This is a genomic window from Pseudomonas sp. PSB18 (assembly GCF_014596565.1).
GTDB lineage: Bacteria > Pseudomonadota > Gammaproteobacteria > Pseudomonadales > Pseudomonadaceae > Aquipseudomonas.
Genome location: NZ_NOIN01000002.1, coordinates 54,398 through 66,982 on the forward strand (window position 1 = coordinate 54,398; position 12,585 = coordinate 66,982).

At 60.0% G+C, this 12,585-nt stretch carries 7 protein-coding genes, 1 tRNA gene and 1 pseudogene; 7 read left to right on the forward strand and 2 right to left on the reverse strand.

What is annotated here, in order from left to right:
• The first annotated feature begins 45 nt into the window (after positions 1-45).
• The 3 genes from rpoD (at position 46) to CGA22_RS04380 (ending at position 5,853) form a co-directional block, all read left to right on the forward strand.
• Entirely contained in the window at positions 46-1,893 is a 1,848-nt protein-coding gene (rpoD, locus tag CGA22_RS04370) for an RNA polymerase sigma factor RpoD (RefSeq protein ID WP_041023934.1), read from the forward strand.
• A 124-nt stretch (positions 1,894-2,017) separates the two neighbouring features.
• On the forward strand, positions 2,018-5,761 hold the full coding sequence (locus CGA22_RS04375) for a bifunctional diguanylate cyclase/phosphodiesterase (protein ID WP_041023933.1): 3,744 nt from the start codon (positions 2,018-2,020) through the stop codon (positions 5,759-5,761).
• Between the two features lie 15 nt (positions 5,762-5,776).
• Positions 5,777-5,853 (forward strand) — tRNA-Ile (locus CGA22_RS04380).
• Between the two features lie 120 nt (positions 5,854-5,973).
• Here CGA22_RS04380 and CGA22_RS04385 read toward each other — a convergent pair.
• The gene (locus CGA22_RS04385; protein WP_041023932.1) at positions 5,974-6,285 is read right to left on the reverse strand and encodes an XRE family transcriptional regulator; all 312 of its coding nucleotides are present in this window, start codon (positions 6,283-6,285) and stop codon (positions 5,974-5,976) included.
• A pseudogene (locus tag CGA22_RS04390) lies at positions 6,278-6,642 on the reverse strand (type II toxin-antitoxin system RelE/ParE family toxin). The gene CGA22_RS04385 and the pseudogene CGA22_RS04390 overlap by 8 nt, the downstream one beginning before the upstream one ends.
• A 308-nt stretch (positions 6,643-6,950) precedes the next feature.
• Here CGA22_RS04390 and CGA22_RS04395 point away from each other — a divergent pair.
• The 4 genes from CGA22_RS04395 to CGA22_RS04410 all read left to right on the forward strand — a co-directional run bounded on the left by CGA22_RS04395 (position 6,951) and on the right by CGA22_RS04410 (position 12,568).
• Positions 6,951-9,290 carry a hypothetical protein gene (locus CGA22_RS04395; protein ID WP_223194679.1) on the forward strand — a complete coding sequence of 780 codons (2,340 nt, stop codon included), beginning with the start codon at positions 6,951-6,953 and terminating at the stop codon, positions 9,288-9,290.
• 35 nt (positions 9,291-9,325) lie between these two features.
• A complete protein-coding gene (locus CGA22_RS04400) occupies positions 9,326-9,787 on the forward strand; it encodes an Lrp/AsnC family transcriptional regulator (protein ID WP_041023959.1) in 462 nt (153 codons plus the stop codon).
• Between the two features lie 277 nt (positions 9,788-10,064).
• A complete protein-coding gene (locus CGA22_RS04405) occupies positions 10,065-11,747 on the forward strand; it encodes a flavin monoamine oxidase family protein (RefSeq protein ID WP_041023931.1) in 1,683 nt (560 codons plus the stop codon).
• A gap of 26 nt (positions 11,748-11,773) precedes the next feature.
• Entirely contained in the window at positions 11,774-12,568 is a 795-nt protein-coding gene (locus CGA22_RS04410) for a carbon-nitrogen hydrolase family protein (protein WP_041023930.1), read from the forward strand.
• Positions 12,569-12,585 lie beyond the last annotated feature (17 nt).

The following is a 12,585-nucleotide window of genomic DNA, read 5'->3' on the forward strand; positions in this document are numbered from 1 at the left end:
TCGGCTTGTTTTTTGCCCGCCAAGACCTTCAGTGGATAGGGTGTTATGTCCGGAAAAGCGCAACAGCAGTCTCGTATCAAAGAGTTGATCCTATTGGGTCGTGAGCAGGGCTACCTGACTTACGCGGAGGTCAACGACCACCTGCCGGAGGATATTTCAGATCCGGAACAGGTGGAAGACATCATCCGCATGATCAACGACATGGGGATCAACGTATTCGAGGTTGCGCCAGATAAGGATGCCCTTATGCTGGCCGACGCCGATACCGACGAGGCGGCCGCTGAAGAAGCGGCCGCAGCGCTGGCGGCTGTCGAGACCGACATTGGTCGCACCACCGACCCCGTGCGCATGTACATGCGTGAAATGGGTACGGTAGAGCTCCTCACGCGTGAAGGCGAAATCGAAATCGCCAAGCGTATTGAAGAAGGCATCCGTGAAGTGATGGGCGCAATCGCGCACTTCCCTGGCACGGTCGACCATATTCTCTCCGAGTACACTCGCGTCACCACCGAAGGTGGCCGCCTGTCCGACGTCCTGAGTGGCTACATCGACCCGGACGACGGCACCACGCCGCCTGCCGCCGAAGTACCGCCGCCCATCGACGCGAAAGCCGAGAAGGCCGACGACGACAGCGATGACGACGAGGCCGAAGCCAGCGATGACGAAGAAGAAGCCGAAAGCGGTCCTGATCCGATTGTCGCCGCACAGCGTTTCGGCGCTGTGGCCGACCAGATGGAAATCACCCGCAAGGCGCTGAAAAAGCACGGTCGTGACAACAAGCAGGCCATTGCCGAGCTGTTGGCCCTGGCCGAGTTGTTCATGCCGATCAAGCTGGTGCCCAAGCAATTCGAAGGCCTGGTCGAGCGCGTTCGTAGCGCCCTGGATCGTCTGCGTCAGCAAGAGCGCGCAATCATGCAGCTGTGCGTGCGTGATGCCCGCATGCCACGTGCCGACTTCCTGCGTCAGTTCCCTGGTAACGAAGTCGACGAAAGCTGGACCGATGCACTGGCCAAAGGCAAGACCAAATACGCCGAGGCCATCGCCCGCCTGCAACCGGACATCGTTCGTTGCCAGCAGAAGCTGAGCGCGCTGGAGGCCGAAACCGGCCTGAGCATCGCCGAGATCAAGGACATCAACCGTCGCATGTCGATCGGTGAGGCCAAGGCCCGCCGCGCGAAGAAAGAGATGGTCGAAGCGAACTTGCGTCTGGTGATCTCGATTGCCAAGAAGTACACCAACCGCGGCCTGCAATTCCTCGACCTGATCCAGGAAGGCAACATCGGCCTGATGAAAGCGGTGGACAAGTTCGAATACCGTCGCGGCTACAAGTTCTCGACCTATGCCACCTGGTGGATCCGCCAGGCGATCACCCGCTCGATCGCCGACCAGGCCCGCACCATCCGTATTCCGGTGCACATGATCGAGACCATCAACAAGCTCAACCGTATTTCCCGGCAGATGTTGCAGGAAATGGGTCGTGAACCGACTCCGGAAGAGCTGGGCGAACGCATGGAAATGCCTGAGGACAAGATCCGCAAGGTATTGAAGATCGCCAAAGAGCCGATCTCCATGGAAACGCCGATCGGTGATGATGAAGATTCCCATCTGGGTGACTTCATCGAAGACTCCACCATGCAGTCGCCGATCGATGTCGCCACCGTCGAGAGCCTCAAGGAAGCGACCCGTGAAGTACTCTCTGGCCTCACTGCCCGTGAAGCCAAGGTACTGCGCATGCGTTTCGGCATCGATATGAATACCGACCACACCCTCGAGGAAGTCGGTAAGCAGTTTGACGTGACGCGCGAGCGGATTCGTCAGATCGAAGCCAAGGCGTTGCGCAAACTGCGCCACCCGACACGAAGCGAGCATCTGCGCTCCTTCCTCGACGAGTGACCTTCAAAACCCCCGGCCCTGCCGGGGGTTTTGTTTTATGCAGATAAAATCCCCTTCGCTACGCCCCCCGCCCCATTGCCCGTCTACACTCGAAACATCCTCCCTATGCCATAACGAGACCGTGATGCCCAGACTGACGGCCCTGCTCCTGCTGTCACTGATGACCTGGACCGCAACGGCTGGCGCATTGATGCTCACTGACGAAGAGCGCCGCTGGCTCAAGGACCACCCCGACCTGCGCCTGGGCGTCGATGCCTCATGGCCACCGTTCGAGTTCCGCGACGATCAAGGCCGTTATCAGGGCCTGGCCGCCGATTATGTCGAAGTCATCCGCGAGCGGCTGGCCGTCACGCTCACCCCCATCGAGCCCGCCAGCTGGACCGCCGTGCTGGAATTGGTCGCGCAAGGCAAGATCGACCTGCTGCCAGGCATCATGTCCACCCCCGAGCGCCAGAACTTCCTGGCGTTTACGCGCCCGTACCTGGATTTTCCGATCGTTATCCTGGCCCATCGAGGCGGAGCCCAGCCTCACAATCTCAAGGACCTGTACGGGTTGAAAATTGCCGTGGTGGAAAACTACGCCCCCCATGAGCTGCTACGCAATCATCACCCTGACCTTAACCTGGTGGCGCTGCCCAACGTCAGTTCAGCCCTGCAAGCCCTGGCCACCGATAAAGTGGATGCCGTGGTAGGCGACCTTGCCTCCAGTGTCTGGAGTCTGCGCCAGCTCAAGCTCGAGGGCCTCTACGTCAGCGGCGAAACGCCCTATCGCTATCAATTGGCAATGGCCGTCCCTCGCGACAATAAAATACTGGTGAGCATCCTGGACAAGGTCATCGCCGATATGAGCCCGGCCGAGATCACCGAAATCCAGGAGAAGTGGGTCGGCAATGTCCGCGACTACCGACAGCTCTGGTCCGACCTGCTGCTTTATGGCCTGCCAGGGATGCTGCTCTTGATGGGTATCCTGGCCGTAGTAATTCGTATCAACCGCCGCCTCAGTTCGGAGATCGCCCGTCGAGTCGACCTGGAACAGGAACTGCGCAGCAGCGAATACCACTATCGCGGCCTGGTGGAAAGCCTCTCGGCAATTGCCTGGGAAGCCAAGGTCAGCGACTTCACCTACACCTATGTCTCGCCCCACGCCGAAGACTTGCTCGGCTATCCCCTCGCCCATTGGCTGATCCCAGGCTTCTGGCGCAACATCATTCATCCGGCCGACCTGATCCGCGCCCAGACCTATTGCGATCACGAGGTGCTCGCCGGACGCGATCATTGCATCGATTACCGCGTCATCACCGCCGACGGCCGTTGCCTGTGGGTTCGCGACATTGTCAGCCTGATCGAACATGGCCACGAACCGGTGATGCGCGGGCTGATGATCGATATCAGCGAAGCCAAGCGCACCGAGGAAGCGCTGCGTCTCTCGGAGCAGAAATTCGCCTCGGTATTCCGCCAGTGCCCGGACATCCTGGTGATCGCGCGGCTGCTGGACGGATGCTTGCTGGAGGTCAACAAAGCCTTCGAAGAACAGATCGGCCTGAGCGCCGACGAGGTGGTGGGCCAGACCGCGACCGAACTGAACATCTGGGGCATCCAGGGCGTTGGCCCGAGCCTGTTGCAGCGCCTGCAGGCGGGGAGTATCCGTAACCTGGAGATGCCCTTTCGCCGCAGCAACGGCCAGGTATTCACCGGGTTGATCTCCGCCGAACCCTTCGACCTGGACACGACACCCGCGCTGGTCGTGGTGGTGCGGGACATCAGTCAACTCAAGGAAACCCAACAACAGCTGCAAACCTCCGAAGAGAAGTTCGCCAAGGCGTTCCACGCTTCGCCCGATGGCCTGCTGCTATCCCGACAAAGCGATGGCCTGCTGATTGAAGTCAACGAAGGCTTCAGCCGCATCACCGGCTTCAACAGCGCCTTGTCGGTGGATCGCTCCACCCTGGACCTGGGGATCTGGGTCAACCTCAACGAGCGCAAACAGATGCTCGACCTCCTGCAGCGTGACGGCTACGTCAAGGACTTCAGCTGCCATATCCGCCGTAACGACGGGCAGATACGACTCTGTGAAGTCTCCAGCCGCCCGCTGCCCATCGGCAATGAAGACTGCATGCTGACCATCGCCCGGGACATCACCGAACGCCATCTGATGCAGGAAAAACTGCAACAGGCCGCCACCGTGTTCGAAAGCACGGCCGAAGGCGTGCTGATCACCGATACGCAACAGCACATCAGCGCCGTGAACCGCGCCTTCAGTGAAATCACCGGCTATAGCGAAACCGAAGCTCTGGGCCATACGCCCCGCTTGCTGGCCTCCGGCTTGCACGACAGCGCGTTCTACGCCGCGATGTGGCACCAGTTGACGGCAGAGGGGCATTGGCAGGGGGAGATCTCCAATCGCCGCAAGAACGGCGAGCTATACCCCAGTTGGCTGACCATCAGCGCGGTGCGCAACCGTGATCAGCAAATCACCCATTTCGTCGCCGTCTTCGCCGATATCTCCAGCCTCAAACACGCCCAGGCCAAGCTCGACTACCAGGCCCACCACGACCCGCTCACCGGCCTGCCCAATCGCACGCTGTTCGAAAGCCGCTTGCTGACGGCCCTAAACAACCAGCAGGAGAACGGTGGGCAGGGTGCGGTGCTGTTCCTGGACCTGGACCGCTTCAAGCACATCAACGATAGTCTTGGGCACCCGGTCGGCGACCTGCTGCTCAAGGGCATCGCCGTGCGTCTGAGGGAGCAACTGCGTGATATCGACACCGTGGCGCGCCTGGGTGGTGACGAATTCATCATCCTGCTGCCGGGCCTGCAGCAGCCCAGCGATGCCGAGCACATAGCCCTGAAGTTGCTGAACTGTTTCGCCGCGCCATTCCAGGCCGGCGAACATGAGTTCTTCATCAGCGCCAGCATCGGCACCAGCCTCTACCCCCAGGATGGCTGCGACGTCGCCACGCTGGTCAAGAACGCCGATGCGGCGATGTACCGCTCCAAGGCCAAGGGCCGCAACCGGGTGGAAAGCTACACCCGCGACCTCACCGCCCAGGCCAGCGAGCGCGTGGCCATGGAGTACGAACTGCGGAGGGCGATCGAACGTAACGAGTTGTCACTGTCTTTCCAACCGAAAATCAGCCTCGCCGATAACCGACTGGTGGGCGCCGAAGCCTTGATTCGTTGGACCCACCCGACGTTTGGCGACGTGCCACCGGAACACTTCATCCCCCTGGCGGAAGAAAACGGCATGATCCTGCAAATCGGCGACTGGGTCCTGGAACACGCTTGCCGACAGCTGTACGAATGGAACAGCGCCTACGAAAGCCTCGGCCCACTGTCGGTCAACCTGGCCGGAGCGCAACTGCGCCAGCCGAACCTGCTGATACGCATTGAACAACTCCTGCGGGAGAACCACCTGAAGCCCGGTTTATTGCAACTGGAAATTACCGAAAACTTCATCATGAGCCAGGCCGAAGAAGCGCTGACGGTGCTGCACCAACTCAAAAAGCTCGGCGTACAACTGGCCATCGACGACTTCGGCACGGGCTACTCCTCCCTGAGCTACCTCAAGCGCCTGCCGCTGGACATCCTCAAGATCGACCAGTCTTTCGTCCGGGGCCTGCCCGACGACCCCCACGATGCGGCCATCGTGCGGGCAATCATTGCCCTGGGTCGCAGCATGCAATTCACCATCATCGCCGAGGGCGTCGAAACCCTGGCCCAACAGCAATTCCTGGCTGAAGAAGGCTGCGAACAGATCCAGGGCTATATCGTCAGCCTGCCCCTGGGCGCCGATGAATTTGCCGCGACGTTTCTGCGCATGACCGTATCGGATTTTTCGGATAGCACAGCCGAGAAACCGTCGCTATAATCCGCGGCCTACTGAGGGCCTATAGCTCAGTCGGTTAGAGCAGAGGACTCATAATCCTTTGGTCCACGGTTCGAGTCCGTGTGGGCCCACCAACTTGAAAGCCGCGCATTGCGCGGCTTTTCTGTGTCTGGATTTGAAGTTCCTTTTCGATAAGGACAGCATCGCTGCTCAAATCTAACCCGGCACAAGAGCATGCACGGGAAACCCAACGACTATTGTTGATGGGAGAAGTTTTCAATCCTGACCTGACCATCCGGAAACGTGGCGATAATCTCCAATTCGCCGCCCATGGCACGGATGTAGTTACGCAACGTGCTGATGTACATGTCCGTGCGACGCTCCATTTTCGAGACCGCTGCCTGGTTGATATGCAGTGCCTTGGCCAAGGCTTCCTGGCTCAGATCCTGCGCCTGACGTAACTCGTGCAGTGGCATTTCCGCCCGTAACTTCTGATACAGCGCTTGCGTGCGGACCTGAGAATCTGGCGAACGACAGGCCACCAGATCGGCAAATTTCTTAGCCATTGTCAAAACCCTCTTTCTTCAATACTTCCAAATGCTCGTCATAAAGACGCTCGGCCAAAGGCACGTATTCGTGATACCAGCGATCCTGGCCGGTCTTGCCTCCGCCGATCAGAAGAATGGCGCAGCGGCGCGGGTCAAAGGCATAGAGCACACGATAAGGTCTTCCTCCGTGCTGCACCCGTAGCTCCCGAAGGTTGCCATGGCGCGAACCTTTAATATCGCGGTATGAGGAAAGCCCAAAAAAGGCCCGGCATCACCCAGCAACATTACCGAGGCCTGCACAGAATCCTGCTCACTCTCACCGAGACGGTTCCACCACATCTCAAACTCATCTGTGTATTCAACATCCCATTTCATTCAAATATGCCATCCAGGATATATAACCTCAAGGGAATAATCCTAGACATTCCAACCGCCCTCCTGCCATCTGGGTGGCATCGCGAATTTGTTAGCGAGGGTTTCGCAGCGGTCCTCTCTTGCTCCCCTGGCGCAGCAGAAGCAATACTCCGCGAGCTGAGAATGATGAAAACCATCCGCGCCAAAGTCAGCTCCCAAAAAACCATCACGAGACGCCAATCATCGCCACCGCCACCCTCCCCCGACTGTTCCTAGAACTGTTCTGGCAACTCGCCATCCTGTTGGTGCCGGCCTTTTTCGTCACGGTCATGCCACCCCCGCTGGCACTGCTAACGGTGCTGTTCTTCGGCCTGTTGATGGGCATCGCGGCGAGGCTGGGCTTCTTATCAGTGGGGCGGGGCTGCGCCCGGTTGATGGTCGGCGCCGTGTTTGGCCTGGGTTTCAGCCTGGGCAGGGTGCTGTTCGAGTATTGGGGCATCCTGATAGCAATCGTCGCCATCATCGGCGGGCTCGCCTGCGTCAGCAAATGGGAACGACGTCTCGGCCTGGTGTCGGACCCTGTCAAAGGGCCAAGTGCCTGGGGCGGATCCGAGCCGCAACTGACGCCTGAGGGTGAGCCGATCCAGACGTTCAACCACGGCGAAATCGCAATGGGCGGACCGACCTATTGCGATTATCTGTTCCCCGATGGCGTGCTCTTGCAAGGCCTGGGTTCTTCGGCCGTGTTCTCCAGCGACGGGCGCTATTTCGCCGCGCCGGTGCCGTCCCGGCAGAGCTGGGGGCTGGTCGTCCTGGACCGTCAGCAGCGCCGGATCTACCGCTGCGACAACAGTGAATTCTGGGAACTGGACACGCTGGACCTTAATAGCTTGAGCGGTCGTTATAGCCCGTTGGTGGACAACAGCGTTCGCCAGACTCGGATCGATGAGCTGTTGCAAACCGCCAGCGCCGCCGATCTGGTTGCCATTGCCGATCTTTGGCTGGAACCGGGCTGGTATCCGGAAGATATTGCGCACACCTTCGAGCGACGCTCCGCTGACGGGCAACAATGCCTGGTGGGAAACGTTGTATTGCCGCCGACTTTTCGCGACCTGCCCCAGCCCTTGGAACCGCTGCGTTCACCGCACTATGCCATCAGCGTCAATGGGCAGCCGTCTGGCTTGTTGATGGCCGCTGATACCGCGTTGGTGTGGAGTACCAATCACCGCGCGCTGGTGTGCCGGGCTCAGGAACAAACCGGGCATCCGAGCGGCGACCGCTACTGGTTGTGGCAGGTTGACCAGGGCTGGCGCGCACTGCCGTCGCCTTGGGTGAAAAGCGATGCCGAACCCTCTTTTTATTGGCATGACGTGGTGAGCCTCGACGAGCACCATGTGCGTATCGGGTCGTACCTCGACTACCCGCGTCCGTCCCTTGGCCGGTACGGCTATCGTCTCGACAGCATCCACAGTGATACCGAAATCCAGGCGGGCCATGACGCTCAGGGTCGGCTGCAGGTGGCCGAGTTTCAGCTGACCCGGATGAGCATTGCGATGCCGCTGGACAGCCAGGGCCGGCGAGGTGAGTCGTTCATAGAAACGCAGCCGATGCTGGACGGTGCCTGCGCTCATCTGATCTGGCTTTGCGACAACAACGAAGGGCTGGGCGCTTATCGCTGTCAGGTGGGTGACTGGCAGTTGCCGGGACGCTGGTTGCTGGATCATCGGGTCTCCGACTGCGGACGTTATCTGGCGTTGTTGCCTTTTGCAGACGCGATGACAGTCGCAACCCACGTGGCGGTTATCGACGTGAAGGAGAAGTGCCTGTTGGAGGGCCCTCCGATGTGGGTGGCCCGCCTACTCGATTTCCGTGATGGCTTGCTGAGCCTGGCGGCGATCACCGGCCGTCTGGATCAAGACCTGAACGGCAGCGCGCTGCAACGCTTCAATGTCCTTGCACCGAAGATCGATAACAATCCTTCGTTCTTTCATCCCGACGAGCACTCCCGACTGTTCTACACCACCGTGGAGTTGCGGGTGAGCGACTCACAGTTATGCAGTGTTACCCCTTGGCGCCTGGTGGATCGTCCGCAGGTAGCCGTTGCCGAGGGTGACTTCATCCAGCCCTCACCCAACCACCAGAATGCCGCCTGGCTGTTCGGCAGCGAGACGGAATATGCCGACAGTTGGGTCCGTGCGAATACGCCGCGGCTCGGAGGCCATCTGTTGACCGCATCCGGCTGCGCGTTGACTGACCTTGCGCCGTCAATGATCTGGTCACCGAACGGTCGCTATCTCGCGCTGACCCGCATGGCCACCGATGTGACGGAGCTCTGTGGGAGCTATCGCGGATGGCAGCTGTTGCTACTCGATATTCAGGAACACACGTTGCGAGTGCATTCGCAATGGCTGGGTAATCGGCCGCTGTTTGAAGGCTTCGATGACGAGCAAGTGCACGTGCGCTGTTTTGAACAGGATTGGGAAGCAGAGGACGATGAGGACCCAGGTTCAGTACACTCACTGTCGTTATCCCTATTGCTGCAACTGCCCACCGAGCAACTGATCTGCCTGGACGGTTTCTGGCTCAGTGCTTCGCAAGCGCATCTGGCGCCCCACTGGCGAGCATTGGCGTTACCTGCCATCAGCCATTTCGAGCACAAGAGCCTTTAAGATGCCCACCACCGATGCCCGCGCCGGAGCCCACCTTGCCTGACACCCGCCCTCCTGTCCTCGACGAGATCGATCGTCAACTGATCGCCGCCCTGCAAATCAATGCCCGGGAAAGCGTCGCCATGCTCGCTCGACAACTGGGCATCGCCCGGACGACCGTAACCTCGCGGCTGGCCCGCCTGGAAAAGACCAAGGTCATCACCGGATACGGCGTGCGCCTTGGACAACGGGTGGTCGATGGCGGCCTGCAGGCTTACGTCGGCATCAAGGTCCAGCCGCGCTCGGGCAAGGACGTGTTGCGGCGCTTGAGCGCCATGGCCCAGGTCCAGCAGTTATGCGCGGTCAGTGGTGAATTCGATTATGTGGCCTGGCTGCGCACGGACTCGCCGGAACAGCTGGATCAGTTGCTGGACCAGATCGGCAGCGTGGATGGCGTGGAGAAGACCACCACCTCGATCATCCTCAGCAGCAAGATCGACCGAGGACAGCCGGTCTAGGCCTGTGTCACCCGAATCAATGTGGGAGCGAGCCTGCTCGCGATTGCGGTATGTCAGTCAGATAGATGTTGGCTGGACTGACGCTATCGCGAGCAGGCTCGCTCCCACAGGGACTGCATCTCGTCACTTTGTCTTGCTTGCACTTCATAATGACTCCTTGCAAACCAAAACGACGACACATTGCGTCTTATTAACGTGTCCCACGCTCTCTAGAATGGCCGGCATCTTTCCTATACTCAGACGCGAGCCAGCGTCGAGTCGCCCCTCAAGGTCAGCCATGAACAAGCACAATCGCCATCCAGCAGACGGTAAGAAGCCCATCACCATCTTCGGACCGGATTTTCCTTTCGCCTTTGACGACTGGATCGAGCATCCGGCCGGTTTGGGCAGTATTCCGGCTGACAATCTCGGAGCGGAGGTGGCGATCGTCGGGGCTGGGATCTCTGGCCTGGTGGCGGCATACGAACTGATGAAGCTGGGCCTCAAGCCGGTAGTCTACGAGGCGTCGAAAATGGGCGGCCGGCTGCGCTCGCAGGCGTTCAATGGTGCCGAAGGGATTGTTGCCGAATTGGGTGGCATGCGCTTTCCGGTGTCGTCCACGGCGTTCTACCACTATGTCGACAAGTTGGGGCTGGAAACCAAACCGTTTCCCAACCCGTTGACCCCGGCTTCCGGCAGCACCGTCATCGACCTCGAAGGGCAGACGTACTACGCGCAGAAACTGGCGGACCTGCCTGCATTGTTCCAGGAAGTGGCCGACGCCTGGGCGGATGCGCTGGAGGACGGCTCGCGCTTCAGCGAGATCCAGCAGGCGATTCGCGACCGTGACGTGTCGCGCCTCAAAGAGCTGTGGAACACATTGGTGCCGCTGTGGGACGACCGCACCTTCTATGATTTCGTCGCCACCTCCAAGGCATTCGCCAAGCTCTCGTTCCAGCATCGTGAAGTATTCGGCCAAGTCGGCTTCGGCACCGGCGGTTGGGATTCGGACTTCCCCAACTCGATGCTGGAAATCTTCCGCGTGGTGATGACCAACTGCGACGATCACCAGCACCTGGTGGTGGGCGGCGTGGAACAGGTCCCCCACGGCATCTGGAAACACGTACCGGAGCGCTGTGCACACTGGCCGAAAGGCACCAGCCTGAGTTCATTGCACCTGGGCGCGCCCCGCAGCGGCGTGAAACGCATCGCTCGCGCCGAGGATGGCCGGTTCAGCGTAACGGACGTCTGGGGCGACACCCGTGAATATGCCGCGGTGCTGGTCACGTGCCAGAGCTGGCTGCTGACCACCCAGATCGAATGTGAAGAGGCGCTGTTCTCGCAAAAGATGTGGATGGCCCTGGACCGCACCCGCTACATGCAATCATCGAAGACCTTTGTCATGGTCGACCGCCCGTTCTGGAAGGACAAGGACCCGGAAACCGGCCGCGACCTGATGAGCATGACCCTCACCGACCGCCTGACCCGCGGCACCTACCTGTTCGACAACGGCGACGACAAGCCAGGCGTTATCTGCCTGTCGTACTCCTGGATGAGCGATGCGCTGAAAATGCTGCCCCATCCCGTGGAAAAGCGCGTGAAGCTGGCCCTGGATGCCCTGAAGAAGATCTATCCCAAAGTGGACATCGCCGCCCGGATCATCGGTGATCCGATCACCGTTTCCTGGGAAGCCGACCCGCACTTCCTCGGCGCCTTCAAGGGAGCCTTGCCGGGTCACTATCGCTACAACCAGCGCATGTACGCGCATTTCATGCAAGACGACATGCCGGCTGAACAAAGAGGGATCTTTATCGCTGGCGATGACGTCTCATGGACACCAGCCTGGGTTGAAGGCGCGGTACAGACCTCACTCAATGCCGTGTGGGGAATCATGAAGCACTTCGGCGGTGAAACTCACGCCGAGAACCCGGGTCCGGGTGATGTATTCAACGAGATCGGTCCGATCGCATTGCCTGAATGAAACGGCCCGAATAAAAGGAGTTGTCGATGCGCGTAGCCCTATATCAATGCCCACCGCTGCCACTGGATCCGGTTGCCAACCTGCAACGCCTGCATCAGGTGGCGCTGGAGGCCAGGGGCGCCGATGTGCTGGTGCTGCCGGAGATGTTCATGACCGGCTACAACATCGGCGTCGACGCGGTGAACGTATTGGCCGAGGTCTACAACGGTGAATGGGCGCAGCAGATCGGCCGCATTGCCAAGGCCACCGGCCTGGCGATTCTCTATGGCTACCCTGAGCGCAGCGAGGACGGGCAGATCTACAACTCGGTCCAACTGATCGACGCCCAGGGCGAACGCCTGGCCAACTATCGCAAGAGCCATCTGTTCGGTGACCTCGATCATGCGATGTTCAGCGCGGGCGATGATTCACTGCCGATCGTGAGCCTCAACGGCTGGAAGCTCGGCTTCCTGATCTGCTACGACCTGGAATTCCCGGAGAACGCCAGACGCCTGGCCCTGGCCGGCGCCGAACTGATTCTGGTGCCGACCGCCAATATGCAGCCCTACGAGTTCATCGCCGACGTTACGGTGCGCGCCCGGGCCATCGAGAACCAGTGCTTCGTGGCCTACGCCAACTACTGCGGCCATGAAGGTGAATTGCAGTATTGCGGCCAGAGCAGCATTGCCGCGCCGGACGGCAGCCGTCCCGCCCTGGCGGGGCTGGATGAAGCCTTGATCGTGGGGGAGCTGGACCGTCAATTGATGGAAGACTCCCGGACAGCCTACAACTACCTGCATGACCGCCGCCCTGCGCTTTACGGCGACTTGCGCAAGCACTGATTGAGAACATCCTCCAA